We start from the raw sequence: 21062 nt of genomic DNA, 5'->3' as shown, positions 1-21062 counted from the left end.
TAGTAACTAATTATAAAATCAAAAATATTATGGAAAAATCGACAAAGTCGTTAGCATTAAATTGGGGTCTTTATCTAGGTGTATTACTTACACTATCTACTATTTTGGGGTATATAAACCTAGATTTGTTTACAAAAATGTGGTACGGTATTATTTTACTTATTGCCGTAATAGTGTTTGGTGTTATTTCTGCAGTAAAATCAAAAAAATTATTGGGTGGCTATATTAGTTTTAAAGATGCTTTCACTTCTTTTTTTATAACCGTATCAGTAGGTTTGGCAATCAGTACAATTGTAAGCATCATTATATTTAATTTTATTGATCCTGAAGCTGCTATTGTTTTAAAAGAAAAAATGATGAATTCTCAAGTAGAAATGATGCGTAATTTTGGAGCACCACAAGAAGCTATAGAGCAAGCTGTTGAAAAGCTTGAAGCAGAAGAAAACATGTTTTCTATAACTAATGTTGTTCAAAACTTTATTTTCCAGCTTATTGGTTACATTATTGTTGGTTTAATTGCTGCTTTAGTAATTAAAAAAAATAACCCTGAAGAAGCATAAAATCTGTATTTTTGAAAACTAATTTATTTTCAGAAAATATTTAAATGAATATATCAGTAGTCATACCACTACTTAACGAACAAGAATCTTTAATAGAATTACACGATTGGATTGCAAACGTTATGCAATCCAATCGTTTTTCGTACGAAATAATTTTTATTGATGATGGTAGTACAGACCATTCTTGGAAAACTATTACAAAACTTGCCGAAAAAGATAGCAACGTAAAAGGCATCAGGTTTTTAAAAAACTTTGGAAAATCTCAAGCACTTCACGCCGGTTTTGAAAAAGCCAAGGGTAATGTTGTTATTACTATGGATGCTGACTTGCAAGACAACCCAAACGAAATACCAGAACTTTACAACATGATTGTAAAAGATGGTTTCGATTTGGTTTCGGGCTGGAAAAAGAAACGTTACGATTCTGTAATTTCAAAAAACTTACCATCTAAACTATTTAATTGGGCTGCAAGAAAAACTTCGGGGGTTAAACTAAATGATTTTAACTGTGGCCTTAAAGCTTACCATATTAATGTTGTAAAAAATATTGATGTTAATGGTGAAATGCATCGCTATATTCCTGTACTATCAAAAAACGCTGGTTTTACTAAAATTGGCGAAAAAATAGTACAACATCAAGCTAGAAAATATGGCGAAACCAAGTTTGGCATGGACCGTTTTATACATGGCTTTCTAGATTTAATAACCATTTGGTTTTTGTCCCGTTTTGGCAAACGTCCCATGCATTTATTTGGCGCCTTGGGTGTTATAATGTTTATAATTGGTTTTGGTTTCGCTTTTTATTTAGGCGTAGATAAATTATTTTTAAATCCAACCGGACGTTTAATAACCCAACGCCCACAATTTTACCTTTCGCTATCTACAATGGTAATTGGCTCACAGTTTTTTATTGCAGGCTTTTTAGGCGAACTTATTTTACGAAACAAACAAGACAAAAAACGTTATTTAATTAAAGACGAATTAAATTTAAGTTAAATCAACAGCTTTAATCGTTAAAACGATAACATTTTAAAAGGTATTCCTTTTCAAATTGTTTATTTTTGAATACAAATTTATTAATTGATCATGATACACATAGAACCAAAAATTTTAGAACGAATTAATTCGTGGTTAACTCCAACTTTTGATGCCAACACGCAGGCAGAAATAAAAGACAGTATTGCCAACAACCCAAAAGATATTCAAGAAAGTTTTTACAAAGACTTAGAATTTGGTACTGGTGGCATGCGAGGTGTTATGGGTATTGGTACAAACCGAATTAATAAATATACATTAGGAAAAAGCACACAAGGCTTAAGTAATTACCTAAAAACATCGTTTCCAGGCGAAAAAATAAAAACTGTAATTGCTTACGATTGCAGAAACAATAGTAAAACACTAGCCAAAGTAGTTGCCGATGTATTTTCTGCAAATGGTATTAAAGTGTTTTTATTTGAAGATTTACGCCCAACACCAGAATTATCTTTTGCAGTAAAACATTTAAATTGCCATTGTGGTATAGTTTTAACAGCCTCTCATAACCCACCAGAATACAATGGTTACAAAGTATATTGGCAAGACGGAGGGCAATTAGTTCCTCCACACGATGCTGCTGTAATAAAAACAATAAACGATCTAGAATATTCAGATATTAAATTTGAAGCTAACAATAGTTTAATTAATTACATAGGAAAAGAAGTAGACGATATTTTTGTTAATGCCTCTGTAAAAAATGGATGCGTTGGCGCTACTCAAGATGCTAAAGACAATTTAAAAATTGTTTTTACATCGCTTCACGGAACATCAATTACCGCAGTTCCAGAAACTTTAAAACGTGCCGGATTTAAAAATGTACACATAGTTAAAGAACAAGAAGTACCCAACGGAAATTTTCCAACTGTAAAATCGCCAAATCCAGAAGAACCTGCGGCCTTAAAAATGGCATTAGAGCTGGCTAACGAGGTTGATGCAGATATTGTTATTGGCACCGACCCAGATTGCGATCGTTTAGGTGTAGCCGTAAGAAATACCGAAGGCGAATTACAGCTTTTAAATGGAAACCAAACTATGGTTATGATGACCGATTTCCTTTTAAAACAATGGAAAGCTGAAGATAAAATAAAAGGTAAAGAATTTATTGCCACAACAATAGTATCTACGCCAATGCTTAAACATTTAGCAAAAGCTTATGGTGTAGATATTAAAATTGTTTTAACAGGATTTAAATGGATTGCTAAACTTATTCACGATTATAAAGATTTAGATTTTATTGGTGGTGGCGAAGAAAGTTTTGGTTTTATGGTGGGCGATTTTGTTCGCGACAAAGATGCTGTAACCTCTACCCTTTTAGCTTGCGAAATTGCTGCAATTGCAAAATATCAGGGAAGTTCTTTCTACGAAGAATTACTAAAACTTTATGTTGAACACGGTTGCTTTAAAGAAAAACTTGTATCTATAACCAAAAAAGGTATAGAAGGTGCCGAAGAAATAAAACAAATGATGATTGACGCTCGCGAAACACCTTTTGAAACCATAAATGGATCAAAAGTTGTAAAGTTTGAAGACTATCAAACATCAAAAGCAAAACACTTACTTACTGGCGAAGAAACCGATATTGATGTACCAAAATCTAACGTGCTAATTTATTACACAGAAGATGGAAGCCAAATCGCTTTAAGACCAAGCGGAACAGAACCTAAAATAAAATTCTACGTAAGCGTTAATACAAACTTAAACAACGTAGATGATTTTAAAAACACTGAAAAAGAACTTGATAAAAAAGCTGAAGATATCTTAAAAGATATGAAGCTAATATAATTTAATGAACGAATTTTTTAAAATATTAAGGTACGCAAAACCTTATAAAAAATATGCAATAGGACACATTATTTCTAATGTGTTTTTTGCTTTATTTGGCACCCTATCTTTTGTAGCATTAAAACCCATGCTCGATGTAATTTTCGAAAAAAACATCGATCCTTGTACAGGTAAAGCTATCATTACCAACCCAACAGCACCTATTTACAAAGGTATTTGGGAAATTGGCGACTATTTTGAAGCTCTTTTAGCTTACAGAATGCATGTATTTACTGGCGGAGACAAATCTAAAGCTCTAATTTTTGTAATCATGCTACTAGTTCTTGCTTTTTTATTAAAAAACATCTCTGGATATTTAGCCAACTACTTTATGGTATTTTTACGTAACGGTGTTATTCGCGATATTCGAAACACGGTTTATAATAAAATATTAGAATTACCATTATCCTATTTTTCAGAGAAAAGAAAAGGTGATATAATGTCTCGCGTAACGGGCGATGTAAACGACTTACAATACTCAATGCTGCCAGTTCTAGAGCTTATAGTTAGAGAGCCACTAACTATACTATTCTCATTAATAGCCATGATAATTATAAGTACAAAACTTACAGTATTTGTATTTATTTTTATACCCATAGTTGGCTTTGTTATTTCTAAAATTGGTAAAAGTTTAAAACGAAAATCAGACCGCGTGCAACGCGAACAAGGTTTATTTTTATCAACTTTAGAAGAAACTTTAGGTGGCTTACGCATTATAAAAGGTTTTAATGTTGAAAAATTATTTAATGAAAAATTTAAAGCTTCAACCCAACGATTTTATAATTTTTCTAACAAATTATTAATCAGGCAAAGCTTAGCTTCACCTTCAAGTGAATTTTTAGGCATTTGCATGATTGCCGTTATTTTATGGTTTGGAGGTAATTTAATTTTAAACGACGCTTCCGAATCATTTTTAACAGGAAGTAAATTTCTAGTTTATATAGGGTTAGCCTACAACATTTTAACTCCTGCAAAAGCCTTTTCTAGAGGTTTAGTAAATGTAAAAAAAGGAGGTTCTGCAGCAGAACGTATTCAAGAAATTTTAACAGCTAAAAATCCGCTTCAAGATGTACCAAATGCTATTGAAAAATCTGGGTTCAATTCCAAAATTGAATTTAAAAACATATCATTTAAATATGATAAAGAGTATGTTTTAAAAGATTTTTCTTTAACTATACCAAAAGGAAAAACTGTAGCTCTTGTTGGGCAATCTGGTAGTGGAAAATCTACTTTAGCAAACTTAATTACACGCTTTTACGATGTAAACAAAGGGAATATTTTAATTGATGGGCAAGACATAAAAACGCTTACTATTTCATCATTAAGAAAACAGTTAGGCATTGTTACTCAAGACGCTATTTTGTTTAACGATAGTATTAAAAGCAATTTACAATTAGGAAAAGAAGATGCTACCGACGAAGAGGTTATTGATGCCCTAAAAGTAGCCAATGCTTGGGAATTTGTTAAAGAATTACCTGAAGGCATTGAAACCAATATTGGAGATTCTGGAAACAAACTATCTGGCGGCCAAAAACAACGCTTAAGCATTGCTAGAGCTGTGTTAAAAAGCCCACCTATTATGGTTCTAGATGAAGCAACATCTGCTTTAGATACCGAAAGTGAGCGTTTATTACAAGTTGCTCTAGAAAACATGATGAAAAACAGAACGTCTATAGTTATTGCACACAGACTTTCTACTATACAAAATGCCGACAATATTGTAGTTTTAAACAAAGGAGAAATTGTAGAACAAGGCAAACATGACGAGCTTATTTCAAAAAATGGCACCTACAAAAAACTTGTAGATATGCAAAGCTTCGAATAAAATTTATAAAAAATTAAACATAAAAAAAAGGATAGAGATTTGGGCATCTATCCTTTCTGTTTTTGTTAGACTTGGGGACAGCTAACACATAATGTAGGTTTCTGATCCAAATTTATAATATACATATATAGTTTCCAAGTATTTTTTGTTTTTTATCGTTTTTAAATGCATTTCATCGATAAAAATAACTTAAAATCGCTAAAAATCAATCAATTGACATTTTTTAAGAAAACTTTAAAATACAGCTTTTAAACTATTCCTATATTTAAAAGTCTAAAAAGTAAACACATAATTTTGATAGAAGAAGCAGATTTACTTCAGCAATTAAAATCTAAAACCCAAAGAGATAAAGCTTTTAAAGAACTTTTAAGTCTTTACAAAGAACGTTTATATTGGCATATTAGAAATATTGTAAAATTACATGCTGATGCTGATGATGTTTTACAAAATACCTTTATTAAAATTTATAAAAACATAGATAATTTTAAAGGAGATAGCAAGCTTTACTCATGGATGTACAGAATTGCCACCAACGAATCTATTACCTTTTTAAACAAAAAAGCAAAAAGATTACAGGTTAGCAACGAAGAAGTTCAAAACTTAGCAATAAATAATCTGGCCTCCGATGTTTATTTTGAAGGTGATGCCATTCAATTAAAATTACAAAAAGCCATTGCTACATTACCAGAAAAGCAACAGTTGGTTTTTAACATGAAGTATTTTCAAGATATAAAATACAGCGATATGTCTGAAATTTTAAAGACTAGCGAAGGAGCTTTAAAAGCATCATACCACCTAGCTGCAAAAAAAATTGAAGCATATTTAACTAACAATTAAACCTTTATTAAAATTTATAGTCTTATTTAAAGATGAGCAATAATAGTTTACATAATATTAAAAAAACAGGCTTTAAAGCGCCTCAAGATTATTTAAATAATCTTGACGATGACTTGTTTACCATTGCTAAACTAAAAAACGAGGTAAACAAAACAGGATTTAGCGCTCCGAACAATTACTTTAACACTTTAGAAGCCTCTATTTTTAATAAAATTTCAAAAACACAACAGCCCTCTAAAATCATTTCTATTTTTAGTAAAAAGAATTTAGTATACGTTTCAAGTATTGCAGCTGCCGTAATTTTACTATTTAGCTTAACGCTTTTTAATAACCAGAATACAAATTGGAATACTCTAGATGTAGATACTGTTGAAAATTACATTTTAAACGAAGACTTAACATCTTATGACATGGTAAACTTATTTGCTGATGAAGATTTTAATATCGAAAATTTTGTAAATCACGATTTTGAAGAAGAAAACATAGAATCTTACTTAATAGATCATATAGATTTAGATGATTTTATTGAAGATTAAAACCCTAAGAATTATGAAAAAAATAATGCTCCCCTTATTTTTATTATATCTTTTGTCTTTTCAAGCGATTTCGCAAGAAAACAAACGAGACAAAATAAAAGTACTTAAAGTATCTTTTATAACAGAACTTTTGGAGCTAACTCAAACTGAAGCTCAAAAATTTTGGCCCATATACAACGCTTACGACGAAACTACCAGAAAGATAAAGCATAACGAATTAAGAAGTATTCGCAAGGAAATAAAAGAAAACATTAATACACTTTCTGAAAAAAGAGCTAGCGAACTTCTAGAAAAATTCACTAATGCTGAACGCAAATTACATCAAGAAGAATACAATTTAAATAAAGAATTAAAAGCTATTATTCCTGCAAAAAAAGTACTTTTACTACAGGTAGCTGAAGAAGAGTTTAAGAAAAAAATGTTTGACCAATGGAAAAAGATGCGTCAAAAACGCGATAAATAATAAAACTTAAAGGAGCTAAAAAGCTCCTTTTTTTTATTCTATAAATGTTAGTTTAGCTATCCTTCCATTACCAGCAGCGTAAGCCGTGTTACTATTTACAAAACGTAAGGTATAAAATCCCTCATCGCTTAAGTGTTTCCATGTTTTACCTGCATCGTTACTTACATCAATTCCTTTAAAACCAATTGCTACTAATTTTTTAGCATTAGAATTTGGCACATATTGCACACAACTTCTGTACCCTGGACCTTCATTGTTAGAAACAAGCTCCCAGGTATTACCACCATCAATAGTTTTTATTTTGTTAGCAATATTTGCATCAGGTTTTGTATAATCGCCTCCAATACCAAAACCGTTTAATTCATCATAAAAATCAATTGAGTAAATACCTTCGGTTTCTTTGTCTTTTATAATTGGCGTATTATAAATTTCCCAAGATTTTCCTTTATCTGGCGAAAAGTAAATTCGCCCTGCAGTTGTTGCTACCCAAGTTTTGTTTCCAATAATTGCTATGTTAGTATCGCTGGCAGCAAAGGCACCTTCCTTTGGCAAAGCTTCTGGCAGTTTATTGCAATTTATTTTGTTCCAAGTTTCACCACCATCTCTTGTAATAATTATGCTTAAACATCCATCTGTAGAATCTCCAATAGCTATACCTTCTAAATCGTTCCAAAAATCCATTGCATCATAAAACACGTCTGGATGATCTTCACGGTAAATTAATTCACTTTTGTTATCATCAACATCTAAATCAAACATTAATGCAGGCGATCCAATGGTTAGCCCGAAAGCTTTATCTTTTGTAATAGCAAAAGACCTAAAATTTATAGGCAACGTATCGTACTTAATTGTTGTTTGGATTTTCTGCGGAATGTTTATGTCTGTTACATTTTCTGAAGTATTTTTATTATTAAAAAGAATACCTAAATCGCCATTAGAGCTTAAATATGCCAAACCTATGTTGTCTATAATTTCAATAGCACGAACGTTTAACAATGAATCTTGATGTATTATATCTATTTCCACTGATGTAAAGCCTAAACTACGTTTACTAACCGGGATAAAAGCAAAACTAACAACAACTAATAGAGTAATTAAAATACGATTTTTCATGAATAAAGGTTAAAATTTAAAAGTAATAAAAAAAGAGCTATAGATTTTACTCCACAGCCCTTTTAAAGCTACTAATCAACAATATTTTTATCCTTATTCTTTTTTTAATGCCTTTACATCTGTAATTAATTGAGCGATTGATGCTCTATTTAAACCATTATAAATACCTCGAATATGTTTATTCTTATCAATAAGTAAAAAATTTTCGGTGTGTAAAAAATCGTCTATACTTTTTTGTTCACCTAAATCGTTTTCTACAAAATAAGCCTCCCGACCCAGGCTATAAATTTGAAATTTATCGCCTGTTACTAAATGCCATTTTCCGCTAATAACGCCATACTCTTTTGCATAATCGTTTAAAACAGATACAGAGTCCACGCTTGGCATAACAGAGTGAGAGAGTAATAGCACTTCTGGGTCATCTTGAAAGGCTTCTTGTATTTTAAACATATTACCCGTCATTTTTGGGCAAATACCAGGACATGTAGTAAAGAAAAAATCGGCAATATAAATTTTATTCTCAAAGGTTTTTTGGCTAACTGTTTCACCCAATTGATTTGTTAACTTAAAATCTGGTATTTTATGAAACTTTTGCTCTGCTTCAGTATTTGGTGTAATCCATTTTGGCGTAAAAGACTCGTCTTCGTAATACGGTAAATAGTCTACTCTACTCGTTTCTTCAGCTTGGGAAATTTCTTTTTTTGCTTTTTGTTTACACGCAAAACTTAGAAAAACTAATATTAAAACAATTATCTTTTTCATTTATTCATTATTACTTTTTCGTCTTCCAATCTATAACAAGAATTAGCTCTTAACATTCCAAAAATTCTTCCATTTTTGGCTTCATAATTCACATATAACTTTCCGTTTTGTAACCATGCTTTTTGCATTCCTTCTTCTTTGCCGTGTTTTAATTGACGTAATTTTGCAATCTGCCCAGTGTTATACCAACGCTTTTCCTCCCCATGTACTTGTCCATCTAAATAAGTAGTTGATAATGCCAAAACACCGTTTGGCCACCATGATTTATATGTACCTACTATTGTATTTTGACTGTAATAATATTCGGTTTTTAATGCACCGCTATTGTGCCAAACTTTAGCTAAACCATGCTTTTTCCCATTATAAAAACCAACTTTTTCCATTAAATTATTGTTTTTATAATAACGCACGGCATAGCCATTAAATAAAGAATCTTGGTAATACCATTTACCTTCATTCCCATTTAAAACTAGTTGATTTTTTAACACCAAACGATCTTTAATTTCAACATTAGTGGTTGTGCTTGTAACTACACGACTTTTGTTACAAGCAACTAGAACCACTAAAAGAAACAAAACAACTATTTTATTATTTAATCGCATTTTTAATACCCTTGATAAGGACCCGCAAAAACAATGTAAGATCCTGTAGTTGAATACAATTCGTTTATTATATGATAATGATATTCTGCCTTTCCATTAGAATGTTGCGTTATTCCCGTATGCCCTCCTGAAGCATCTAGATTGGTAGGATAATCTCCTGTTTCAAAACATTTTCTACCATAAATAAACACACCGTCACGAAGTATACCTACTAACTTATCGTCGTTATAACTAAAAGCTTTAGGCTCTAGATGATAATGATATACACCCGGACCAATGTGGCCACCTGTCCAATCTAAACTTGCTGCTGCTCTATCAAGTGCACCACCTCCTTCTTGGTCGTTAAATATTGAAGCACCACTTACTGCAATACCAATTGTTCCCATGTTAGTATTAATTGTTTTACCAGTTAAATTAGGAACAGCATCTACCACCAAAGTAATAGCATTATTGTTACTAGACATTATTGATGGGGTTCGTTCCACACTAGGCTCATCACGATATAATTCATGATTTTTGCCCCAATATATAGTCTCATGATCTGGTAATCCGGTGGTTTCAATAGTTACAGTTCTCCCGTTATTTGATAGAAATATATCTGTAGCTTCTTTATTAAAAGCCTCAAAAGCAGGATGAAGTTTTTCTACCGCTTCATCACTATCTGTAGCCACATAATTTCTTACTCTACCACCTCCACCTGGAGGAGGTCCTGGTCGTCTACCATTTTCATGCCTTGGTGGTCTATTATTTTTAAAACTCTCATTATTGGCTACCTGATCTTCTTTTCTGCTTTTACAAGAAAAAACTAAAAAACAGATAAATAACAAACTAATTATTTTAACAGTTTTCATTTAAAAAAATATTTAATACCCTTGATATGGTCCTGCAAAAACAATGTAAGACCCTGTTGTAGAATACAACTCATTAATTATGTGATAATGATATTCTTCTTCGCCATCGCTATACTGTGTAATTCCTGTATGTCCTCCTGAAGCATCTAAGTCTGTAGGGTAATCTCCTGTTTCGTAGCATTTTCTCCCATATATAAAAACACCGTCTAACAATATACCTACTAAGTTTTCATCATCATACGAAAATGCAACTGGCTCTAAATGGTAATGATACACTCCAGGACCTATATGTGCTCCTGTCCAATCTAAGCTTGCTGCGGCTTCATTTAAAGCGCCACCACCTTCTTGATCGTTAAAAATTGAAGCGCCACTTACTGCAATTCCAATAGTATCGAAATTTGTGGCTATACTTGAACCATCTAAATCTGGTGTTGCATCAACCACTATTGTAACTGCATTATTATTACTCGCCATTATCGATGGGGTTAACTCTACATCTGGTTCATCTTTATACAATTCATGCCCTTCTCCCCAATACACAGTTTCATGGTTTGGCAAACCTGTAGTTTCTATGGTTACAGTAGTACCATTATCAGACAAATAAATATCTGTAGCATCTGTATTAAATTCTGCAAAAGCGGCATGTAGTTCTGCAATCGTTTCATCATCTTGGTTTTCTTCATCTAAAACATCATCACTACTATCTGATGACGAACACGAGCAAAGCCCTAATAAAGCTAAACTCATTAAAAAAAAATGCTTCATTCTAATTGTACTTTTTTTGTTTTATAAATATTTAGATGTACGAAGTGTAAAAAACTTGCGTTTTTTATTAAAAAAAATTTTTTAAATAAAAACACTCATTATTTTAAACATATATTTTCAAAATACAGTTTAAAATAATGAGTGTTTATTTCGGTTTACACCTACAATTTACAGTCTTTACAAACTACTGGTGTTCTGGAGGTGGCATTCGCCCTTCTCTTCCGTTTGGTGGTGGCCTATGTGCGTTTGGTGGCATTCCTCTTAACTTTGGCTTACCAATAGCATCTTGAATTATGTTTCTAAATACTTTTCGCTGTTCTTCAGAATTACAAATGGCTTCAATTTCTTTAAAGTAATAAAATATTTTTTTGCTTGAAATAGCTTCATTTTCACCAATTATCTTGGTGATTGAATCTATCTCTGTCTGAGATATTGTTTTATCTGAAAGTTTATTAAATAATTTATCTTTTAAAAACTTTGTATCGTCGCCAATCTTTCTAAGCTCTTTATGATGGCTTTCTTCAAGTTTAGCTAATTTTGCTTTTTGCGCATCATTAAACCCTAGCCTTTCACCTATAAATTGTTGCGGACTTTTAGGCTCGATAAACTCTGGTAATTTATCTCCCGACAAATAATTGAATATAAAAAACCCATTTACAATTATTAAAAAGAAAAGCAATACATATAAAATAGAGTTGTTTTTCATATCTATTGATTTAAAAATGAGTTTTGTGTATTTGAATTCAAACCAAACGTTTCGGCTAACTGATTTACATTATTTTGATATAATGAATCTGATGTTATTTTAGAAAACGCCCATACATTTACCGTAATTACTAAAACCAAGGTCGCTAATTGCAACTTTGGCGTAAACCACGACCAAATTGTATTTTCTTTCACTATTTCTTTTTCAGCAAATAGTTTTTGCATCGTTTTGTCTTTAAAAAAGGGCGATACATTAACGGGCTTTATCTTATCTACAGCATTTAGCGTTTTGGTTATTTTATCTTCCATAATTTACGCTTTTTAATTTCTATATTTTTTGATGCAATATTTTTTAAAAACTTGCGTTACTTATTCTTTTTTGTAAAAATTTTCTAATATTTTTTGTAAATTCTTCTTTGCTCTAAACATTAACGACTCTACCGACGACAAACTTTTCCCTGTAATTTCGGCTACTTCCTGGTAACTTTTATCATCTACTTTACAAAGCGTAAACACAACTTTTTGCGATTCAGGCAGTTGATTAATGGCTTTAAACAAAGTTTCGCTCTCTTCTTTGTTCTCTAATAAAACACCAGGATGATTCATTTCGGTAAAATAATTTGTTTTATCAACAGGAATATCATTCCCCATAATAGTTTGTAAAAAGGCGAATCGTTTTTTTGCATTTCGTTTTCTAATAAACTCTAAGCATTTATTAGTTGCTATTCTATATATCCAGGTAGATAATTTAGAATTCCCCTTAAATTTACTAATAGAATTATAAACCTCAATAAAAACTTCCTGTGCTATATCTTCGGCATCTTCCCTATTTGGAACAAACGAAATACAAGTAGCAAATACCTTTTGCTGATACGAGTCTAATAACTCCTCATAAGCAAATGGCTTGCCATCTTTAAGATCTTGTATAAATTTGTCTTCTTCCAAAAGCTAGTTTATTGCTGCAAAATAGATAATTTTATTATTTAAATAACATTACCTTTGCATACTTATTTTATTTACAATGCGATTACACAGAAATTTATGCTTTGCGGTTATTGATGGTTTAACCCTAATTTTTAATGAAGGTAACTATGCCGATAAAGTTATACAACAACTTTTAAAACGTGATAAACGCTGGGGAAGCCGAGACCGAGCTTTTGTTGCTGAAACCACCTATGATATTGTTCGTTGGAAACGACTTTATGCCGAAATAGCTGAAGTTAAAGAACCTTTCGATCGCGACAACTTGTGGCGCATGTTTGCAGTTTGGGCAACCTTAAAAGGCATTAAATTACCAGATTGGAAATACTTTGAAGGCACGCCAACCCGTAAAATTAAAGGACGTTTTGATGAATTATCTAAAACCAGAAAATTTAGAGAATCTATTCCAGATTGGATAGATATTATAGGTTTAGAAGAATTAGGCGAAGCCACTTGGACAAAAGAAATTGCCATGCAAAATGAGCAAGCCGATGTTATTCTACGTGTAAACACATTAAAAACTACCAAAGAAAAACTTCAAAACATACTTTTTGATTTAAATATTGAAACCGAATTTATTAAAGGTTACCCTTCGGCCTTAAAACTAACAGAACGTGCTAACGTTTTTGTTACAGATGCTTTTAAACAAGGTTTTTTCGAAGTTCAAGATGCATCTTCGCAATTGGTTGCCGATTTTCTAGATGTAAAACCAGGCATGAAGGTAGTCGACACCTGTGCTGGAGCTGGTGGTAAAACGCTGCATATTGCTGCCTTAATGCAAAACAAAGGGCAAGTTATTGCCATGGATATTTACGAAAGTAAATTAAAAAAATTAAAAATTAGAGCTAAGCGAAACGGGGTTCATAATTTCGACTTAAGAGTTATTGACTCTACTAAACCAATTAAAAAGCTACACGGTAAAGCAGACCGCGTGCTAATTGATGCACCTTGTTCTGGCTTAGGCGTTTTACGACGCAATCCAGATGCGAAATGGAAATTACAACCCGAGTTTATAGATAAAATTAGAGTAACACAACAAGAAGTTTTACAACAATATTCTAAAATGGTGAAACCTGGCGGAAAATTAGTGTATGCTACATGTTCGGTTTTACCTTCTGAAAACCAGAATCAAGTTCACAAATTCTTAACATCAGAATCTGGAAAAGAATTTACTTTTGTAAAAGACAAAAAAGTTTTAGCTCATGAGTCTGGTTTCGACGGATTTTACATGGCTCTGCTAGAAAAATCAACCAAATAGATCAAATTAACTCTCTATCAATGAAACATTTTTACTTTTTCTTTCTTTTAATTTCAGGTTTAAGCTTTGCTCAACTTACACCTCCTACAGCATTACAAGATTATTATTCTGGTGTAGATTTTAATAAAACAGGTACAGATTTGTTTGATGATTTGGCGATACCGACTGCTTCAAAACACAGTAATTATTTAAGTTATACGCCTGGTATTTGGAATGCGAGTAAAGAAACCGATTTAGATCCAACAAACAGTAATAGCGTAGTTTTAATTTACGGTTACAGCGATACGGATGGTAATTATGTTACAGATAGAACCAGAGATAAAGATGAAACTGGTGGCACAGCGGGTTCACATTGGAATAGAGAACACACCTTTCCAAACTCCTTAGGTAGCCCTAGTTTGGATAGCAATGGAGACAATAATCCGCCATATGCAGATGCCCACAACCTGAGACCATCTGATGTTACTATGAACTCTAATAGAGGAAATAAAAAATTTATAACAGGCTCTGGAAATGCTCAAGATATTTCGGGAAGTTGGTATCCTGGAGATGAATGGAAAGGCGATGTTGCCAGAATTATAATGTATATGTACTTACGTTATGGCGACCAATGTAAACCAAGTTATGTTGCAAATGGCACAGCAAATGCTATTGATGCCGATATGATAAATTTATTGTTAGATTGGAATGCCGAAGATCCGGTTTCAACTATTGAAGACAATCGAAACACATATCACGGAAACACATCTAACACTTACGCCCAAGGAAATAGAAACCCGTTTATAGACAACCCATATTTAGCAACAGTAATTTGGGGTGGAACTGCAGCAGAAAACCGTTGGGGAGATACCGCAGATCCAGACACCGAAGCTCCAACAACACCAACTAATTTAACAGCGTCAAACCCAACTTCATCTACAGTTGATTTAGCTTGGACCGCTTCAACCGATAACGAAGCTGTTGTAACTTATAATATATATATTGATGGTAATTACTACGTTGCAACAAACTCAACGGCAACTACATTTACAGTTACAGGTTTATCCGCAGAAACGACTTATCAATTTGCTGTTTTAGCTGTTGATGCGGCTAGTAACACGTCAACTTTAAGTAATTCGGTAACTGAAACGACACTTGAAGCTCCGGCTTCTGGCGACAACTGTTTAAGTGAAACGTTCGAAAATATACCAACAAACGCATCAAATTATGCAGAAAGAACTTGGACAGGTGACGACGGTGGAACATGGACATCTACTGATGCAAGAACCGATCAAACTTTAAATTCTAGAACCATTTGTATTAGAAACGGAAATTTAACAGCTCCAACAATTACAGGTGGTATTGGAAGCCTAACAGTAACAACACAACTAACTTTTAGTGGTTCTGATGGCACTTTCGACGTGCTTGTTAATGGTAATTCTGTTGGAAGCATTCCTTACAGCGGCGACAACACATCAGCAACAACCACAACCATTACAGATATTAATATAGAAGGAAGTATTTCCTTAGTTTTAGATAATCAATCGACTTCTAACCGTGTAAGAATTGACGATTTATCATGGACCTGTTATAACGGTAGCTTAAGTACTAGCGACGCTATTGGTTTAAGTAACATAAATATTTACCCTAACCCAGTAAGTGGTGATAGCATTTCGATTAATAGTAATGAAAATTTATCTTTCGAAATTTATAATATGCTAGGTAAATTATTAAATGAAGGTAAAACAATAAATAAAACTATTTCTATACAAACACTTAATTCAGGTATTTATATTTTAAAACTTTCTAATGGCGTGCAAAGTATTACTAAACGACTTATAAAAGAGTAAAGCCAACATAAAAACAAAATTTAAAAGGCCATTAATTATTTTAATGGCTTTTTTTATTTTTAAAATGAGATGAACACAGCCTTTATAAATCATATCGCTTCGGTTTTAAACCAACCAATAATTAACTATGCTCCGGTTTCTGGTGGAGATATTTCTGAAACTTTTAAAATTGATACAGCTGCCAAATCGTATTTTTTAAAAACGAATACTTCCAGTCACGCCCAAAACATGTTTCAAACCGAAAAACTAGGGCTCGAAACTATCAAAAACACCAATACTATTGCTGTTCCAGAACTATTTGCTTGCGGAAATCTAGGTAAAACTGCGTTTTTATTAATGGAGTTTATTGATGCCAAAACACCCAGTGAAACCAATTTTAAAACGCTAGGTGAACATTTAGCTAAACTGCATAAGACCTCAGCAGATAATTTTGGTTTAACCACTAACAACTTTATTGGCAGTTTACCGCAGCAAAATAAATTTTATAAGCAATGGACAGGTTTTTACATTAACCAACGCTTATTACCTCAACTAAACTTAGCAAAAACAAATAATTTGCTTAAGGATTCCGAAATTCCTACTGAAGCCAGACTAAAAGAAGTTTTAACGCCACTTTTTAAAAACATAAAACCATCGCTTATTCATGGCGATTTGTGGGGCGGCAATTATGTAATTGCAAAAAACGACACGCCTTATTTAATTGATCCGGCTATTTATTTTGGGCACAACGAGGTTGATATTGCCATGAGCAAATTATTTGGTGGTTTTAGCAATGCATTTTATAAAACTTACCAAAATATTTTTCCGTTTGATGCTTTTACCGAAACCAGAATTGAAATTTACCAACTGTATTATTTATTGGTGCATTTAAATTTATTTGGAAGAAGTTATTACACACAGGTTAAACACCTACTTAACAAATATTTTTAAACTATGAGGCAAGCTGCGTTAGGGATTGTAACGGCATCCTTTTTTGAGGTATGAGAAAAAGATATAGTGTAAAGCCCGACGCCGATCCCGACTGTTCGGGGCGGGGAAACGCCCAAAAATTTATTTCTGTTAAAAAACTTGTTGAAAACACCTTGTGTTTCGTAAAAAAACAGCCGTTTTATCGTTTAAAAAAATGTATTTTTGCGTTTTTATAACACAACTATAACGTATACATAATGATTCATTTCTTCGGAAACCAAAACAGTAAAGTATTTGCTGTTCAAGCAACAAAAGAATTTTCTACAGAAACCATTTCTAAATTAACCTGGTTATTTGGTAACGCACCTAAAATTGAGCAAGCATCGTTAGATGCTTTTTTTGTTGGTCCGCGTGCTGCAATGATTACGCCTTGGAGTACAAATGCTGTGGAAATTACCCAAAATATGGGTATTGAAGGTATTATTCGTATTGAAGAGTTTACAGCTGTAACTGAAGATTTTAGCGATTTTGACCCTATGATTTCGGAGAAATTTAACGGGTTAAATCAAGAATCGTACACCATAAATATTGAGCCTGAACCTATTTTAAATATTGATGATATTGCCGCTTACAATGTGCAAGAAGGCTTATCCTTAAGTGATGAAGAAGTCACTTATTTAGAAGGTGTTGCTGAAAAAATTGGCAGACCACTAACCGACTCAGAAGTGTTTGGGTTTTCGCAAGTAAATAGCGAGCACTGTCGCCACAAAATTTTTAATGGTACGTTTGTTATTGATGGTGAAGAAAAACCAACCTCTTTATTTAAATTAATTAAAAAAACATCTGAAGCTAACCCTAACGATATTGTGTCGGCTTATAAAGATAATGTGGCTTTTATAAAAGGCCCAAAAGTGGAGCAGTTTGCTCCTAAACGTGCCGATATTCCTGATTTTTACGAAACTAAAGAATTTGATTCGGTTATTTCACTTAAAGCGGAAACACATAACTTCCCAACAACTGTAGAGCCTTTTAATGGGGCTGCAACTGGTGCCGGTGGAGAAATTAGAGACCGACTTGCTGGTGGTAAAGGCTCGTTACCTTTAGCTGGTACAGCAGTTTACATGACCTCGTACTCTAGACTTGAAGAAAACCGCCCTTGGGAACAAAAGTTTGAAGCTAGAAAATGGCTTTACCAAACGCCAATGGATATTTTAATAAAAGCATCTAACGGTGCTTCGGACTTTGGTAATAAATTCGGACAACCTTTAATTACGGGTTCTGTTTTAACTTTCGAGCATAACGAAAACGCGTCGTCTAGCGATGCGCCTGCCAGACGTTTAGGTTTCGATAAAGTGATTATGCAAGCCGGTGGTATTGGCTATGGCAAAGCCGAACAAGCCTTAAAAAACACACCGCAAACGGGCGATAAAATAGTTATTCTTGGTGGTGAAAATTACCGAATTGGAATGGGTGGCGCTGCTGTTTCTAGTGCCGATACTGGCGAATTTTCGTCTGGTATCGAGTTAAACGCGGTACAACGCTCGAACCCAGAAATGCAAAAACGTGCGGCTAATGCAGTTCGAGGTATGGTTGAAGGCGACGAGAATTTTATTGTTTCTATTCACGATCATGGTGCTGGTGGGCATTTAAATTGTTTATCGGAGCTTGTAGAAGATACTGGAGGAAAAATAGATTTAGATGCGCTTCCTGTTGGAGACCCAACACTTTCTGACAAAGAAATTATTGGTAACGAATCGCAAGAACGTATGGGGCTTGTTATTTCTGAAAAACATATTGAAACCTTACAGAAAATTGCAGAACGCGAACGTTCGCCAATTTATACTGTAGGCGATGTTACTGGAGACGATCGTTTTACATTCCAGTCTAAAACCAAAGGCAACAAACCTATGGATTTAGCTATGAGCGATATGTTTGGAAGTTCTCCTAAAACGGTAATGACAGATAAAACGGTTACCAGAAAATATAAAAACCCAAGATATAAAACCAAAAACCTACAAATTTACCTAGAGCAAGTTTTACAACTTGAAGCTGTAGCTTGTAAAGATTGGTTAACAAATAAAGTAGACCGTTGTGTTGGTGGTAAAGTGGCCAAACAACAATGTGTTGGCCCATTACAAATCCCGTTAAATAACGTTGGTGTTATGGCTCTGGATTTTAAAGGAAAAGAAGGTGTAGCAACCTCTATTGGGCACTCGCCTATTTCGGGCTTAATTAACCCAGTGGCTGGAAGTAGAAACTCCATTACAGAAGCATTAACCAACCTAGTTTGGGCGCCTTTAAAAGACGGCTTACAGTCGGCATCATTATCTGCCAACTGGATGTGGCCTTGTAAAAATGAAGGTGAAGATGCCCGTTTATATGAAGCAGTTAAAGCGATTTCCGATTTTTCTATTGATTTAGGAATTAACGTTCCTACTGGAAAGGATTCGCTTTCTATGAAGCAAAAGTATCCTGATGGCGATGTTATTTCCCCAGGAACGGTTATTATTTCGGCAGGTGCAAATTGTAACGATATTACTAAAGTTGTAGAACCTGTTTTTAAACAAAATGCTGGAAATGTTTACTATATAAACGTATCGCAAGACGATTTTAAATTAGGCGGAAGCTCGTTTAACCAAGTTTTAAACACTATTGGTAACGATGCTCCAACGGTAAAAAATGCGAGCTACGTTAAAACTGTTTTTAACACTATTCAATCTTTAATTATAAGCGATAAAATTTCGGCAGGTCACGATGTGGCTTCTGGCGGGTTAATTACAACTTTATTAGAGCTTTGTTTTGCTGATGTTAATTTAGGTGCCGATTTAGATATTTCGAAACTGAATGAAGAAGATTCTATAAAAGTATTATTCGCTGAAAATACTGGTCTTGTTTTTCAAGCAGAGGCATCGGTTGAAGCTATTTTAGCTGAAAATAATATCGAGTTTTTCAATATTGGTTCGGTAAATACTTCTGGCAACTTAACTATTAAAAACAACGACGATAACTTTAGCTTTAATATTAGCGAAAATAGAGATGTTTGGTATAAAACATCTTATTTGCTAGATGAAAAGCAAACGGCCAATGGCTTAGCTAAAGACCGTTTTGATAATTACAAAAACCAACCATTACAATTTGAGTTTCCTAAACACTTCACAGGGCTTCTCGACTACGCTAAAAGTGACGCAGATATGTCAGGTCGAGCGCAGTCAAGACCTAAAGCAGCTATTTTACGCGAAAAAGGAAGTAACTCGGAACGCGAAATGGCAAACGCCATGTATTTAGCTGGTTTTGATGTAAAAGATGTACACATGACCGATTTAATTTCAGGCCGTGAAACCTTAGAAGATATCCAATTTTTAGGAGCCGTTGGAGGTTTCTCAAATTCTGACGTTTTAGGTTCTGCTAAAGGCTGGGCAGGTGCTATTAAATACAACGAAAAAGCCAATAAAGCCATTAAAAACTTCTTTGAAAGAGAAGATACCTTGTCTGTTGGTATTTGTAACGGTTGCCAGTTATGGATGGAATTAGATTTAATAAACCCTGAACACGAAGAACACGGAAAAATGCTTCATAACGATTCGCATAAACACGAAAGTTCTTTTACTTCGGTAAAAATTCAAGAAAACAATTCTATTATGCTTTCTACATTAGCAGGAAGTACTTTAGGCGTTTGGATTTCTCATGGCGAAGGAAAATTTAATTTACCGTATAGTGAAGACAAATACAATATTGTAGCAAAATATGGTTACGAAGGTTATCCGCATAACCCAAATGGTTCAGACTTTAATACCGCTATGCTTAGCGATAAAACTGGCCGCCACTTAGTAACTATGCCACACATTGAGCGTTCTACCTTCCAATGGAACTGGGCAAATTACCCAGATGGTAGAAAAGACGAAGTTTCACCTTGGTTAGAAGCTTTTGTTAATGCTCGCAAATGGATTGAGAATAAGTAATTTTATGCATGGCATACTATGAATAAAAAAAGTTTTTACAATTGTAAAAACTTTTTTTATTTTTATACACAACCAACCAATCTACAACAAAATACCATATTTTCCTATTAATACTTCTCACCTTACAGTTACTCTCTCAAAGTCAAAAAAATTCTAAGCGCATTTATTATAAAGATAGCATTTTAGCTGTGCAACATTAGTTTGACAAAAATTATAAATTAGACAGTATAAAAAACTACTACTCATCTGGCC

At 33.4% G+C, this 21062-nt stretch carries 19 protein-coding genes; 11 read left to right on the top strand and 8 right to left on the bottom strand.

What is annotated here, in order from left to right; genetic code table 11:
* The first annotated feature begins 29 nt into the window (after positions 1-29).
* From LG649_RS07800 to LG649_RS07770, 7 genes are all read left to right on the top strand, one after another.
* A complete protein-coding gene (locus tag LG649_RS07800; protein WP_226543006.1) occupies positions 30-560 on the top strand; it encodes a DUF4199 domain-containing protein in 531 nt (176 codons plus the stop codon).
* 44 nt (positions 561-604) lie between these two features.
* A complete protein-coding gene (locus tag LG649_RS07795; protein ID WP_226543005.1) occupies positions 605-1555 on the top strand; it encodes a glycosyltransferase family 2 protein in 951 nt (316 codons plus the stop codon).
* Between the two features lie 90 nt (positions 1556-1645).
* Positions 1646-3376, top strand: coding sequence for a phospho-sugar mutase (locus LG649_RS07790; RefSeq protein ID WP_226543003.1), 1731 nt, complete (start codon positions 1646-1648; stop codon positions 3374-3376).
* 4 nt (positions 3377-3380) lie between these two features.
* Positions 3381-5240 (top strand): ABC transporter ATP-binding protein, encoded by a 1860-nt coding sequence (locus tag LG649_RS07785; protein WP_226543001.1) that lies wholly within the window; start codon positions 3381-3383, stop codon positions 5238-5240.
* 294 nt (positions 5241-5534) lie between these two features.
* Positions 5535-6077, top strand: a complete 543-nt coding sequence (locus LG649_RS07780; RefSeq protein ID WP_226542999.1) for an RNA polymerase sigma factor — start codon at positions 5535-5537, stop codon at positions 6075-6077.
* Between the two features lie 32 nt (positions 6078-6109).
* On the top strand, positions 6110-6613 hold the full coding sequence (locus LG649_RS07775) for a hypothetical protein (RefSeq protein ID WP_226542997.1): 504 nt from the start codon (positions 6110-6112) through the stop codon (positions 6611-6613).
* 13 nt (positions 6614-6626) lie between these two features.
* Positions 6627-7076 (top strand): sensor of ECF-type sigma factor, encoded by a 450-nt coding sequence (locus LG649_RS07770; protein WP_226542995.1) that lies wholly within the window; start codon positions 6627-6629, stop codon positions 7074-7076.
* Positions 7077-7109: 33 nt separating this feature from the next.
* On the opposite strand, the gene LG649_RS07765 is transcribed toward LG649_RS07770, so the two are convergent.
* The 8 genes from LG649_RS07765 to LG649_RS07730 all read right to left on the bottom strand — a co-directional run bounded on the left by LG649_RS07765 (position 7110) and on the right by LG649_RS07730 (position 12819).
* On the bottom strand, positions 7110-8189 hold the full coding sequence (locus LG649_RS07765) for a beta propeller repeat protein (RefSeq protein WP_226542993.1): 1080 nt from the start codon (positions 8187-8189) through the stop codon (positions 7110-7112).
* Positions 8190-8282: 93 nt separating this feature from the next.
* Positions 8283-8951: an SCO family protein gene (locus LG649_RS07760; RefSeq protein ID WP_226542991.1), complete on the bottom strand. Its 669-nt coding sequence runs from the start codon at positions 8949-8951 to the stop codon at positions 8283-8285.
* Positions 8948-9553, bottom strand: coding sequence for a toxin-antitoxin system YwqK family antitoxin (locus tag LG649_RS07755; protein WP_226542989.1), 606 nt, complete (start codon positions 9551-9553; stop codon positions 8948-8950). The genes LG649_RS07760 and LG649_RS07755 overlap by 4 nt, the downstream gene beginning before the upstream one ends.
* 2 nt (positions 9554-9555) lie before the next feature.
* Positions 9556-10404: a YHYH protein gene (locus LG649_RS07750; RefSeq protein ID WP_226542987.1), complete on the bottom strand. Its 849-nt coding sequence runs from the start codon at positions 10402-10404 to the stop codon at positions 9556-9558.
* A gap of 12 nt (positions 10405-10416) precedes the next feature.
* Positions 10417-11169, bottom strand: a complete 753-nt coding sequence (locus LG649_RS07745; protein WP_226542985.1) for a YHYH protein — start codon at positions 11167-11169, stop codon at positions 10417-10419.
* Positions 11170-11353: 184 nt separating this feature from the next.
* The gene (locus tag LG649_RS07740; protein ID WP_226542983.1) at positions 11354-11875 is read right to left on the bottom strand and encodes a hypothetical protein; all 522 of its coding nucleotides are present in this window, start codon (positions 11873-11875) and stop codon (positions 11354-11356) included.
* 2 nt (positions 11876-11877) lie between these two features.
* Positions 11878-12183: a hypothetical protein gene (locus LG649_RS07735; protein WP_226542982.1), complete on the bottom strand. Its 306-nt coding sequence runs from the start codon at positions 12181-12183 to the stop codon at positions 11878-11880.
* Positions 12184-12243: 60 nt separating this feature from the next.
* Positions 12244-12819 (bottom strand): RNA polymerase sigma factor, encoded by a 576-nt coding sequence (locus tag LG649_RS07730; protein WP_226542980.1) that lies wholly within the window; start codon positions 12817-12819, stop codon positions 12244-12246.
* 76 nt (positions 12820-12895) lie between these two features.
* On the opposite strand from LG649_RS07730, the gene LG649_RS07725 reads away from it, so the two are divergent.
* The 4 genes from LG649_RS07725 to purL all read left to right on the top strand — a co-directional run bounded on the left by LG649_RS07725 (position 12896) and on the right by purL (position 20810).
* Positions 12896-14113, top strand: coding sequence for an RsmB/NOP family class I SAM-dependent RNA methyltransferase (locus tag LG649_RS07725; protein ID WP_226542978.1), 1218 nt, complete (start codon positions 12896-12898; stop codon positions 14111-14113).
* Positions 14114-14133: 20 nt separating this feature from the next.
* Positions 14134-15942: an endonuclease gene (locus LG649_RS07720; RefSeq protein WP_226542976.1), complete on the top strand. Its 1809-nt coding sequence runs from the start codon at positions 14134-14136 to the stop codon at positions 15940-15942.
* A 69-nt stretch (positions 15943-16011) separates the two neighbouring features.
* Complete coding sequence (locus LG649_RS07715) at positions 16012-16872, top strand: fructosamine kinase family protein (RefSeq protein WP_226542974.1); 861 nt, start codon at positions 16012-16014, stop codon at positions 16870-16872.
* A 236-nt stretch (positions 16873-17108) separates the two neighbouring features.
* Positions 17109-20810: a phosphoribosylformylglycinamidine synthase gene (gene purL / locus LG649_RS07710; RefSeq protein WP_226542972.1), complete on the top strand. Its 3702-nt coding sequence runs from the start codon at positions 17109-17111 to the stop codon at positions 20808-20810.
* Positions 20811-21062 lie beyond the last annotated feature (252 nt).

This window comes from Neotamlana laminarinivorans, from assembly GCF_020523925.1.
Taxonomy (GTDB): domain Bacteria; phylum Bacteroidota; class Bacteroidia; order Flavobacteriales; family Flavobacteriaceae; genus Neotamlana; species Neotamlana laminarinivorans.
The sequence above is the reverse complement of the archived record's forward strand: the minus strand, read 5'-3'. Positions and strand labels throughout refer to the sequence as shown.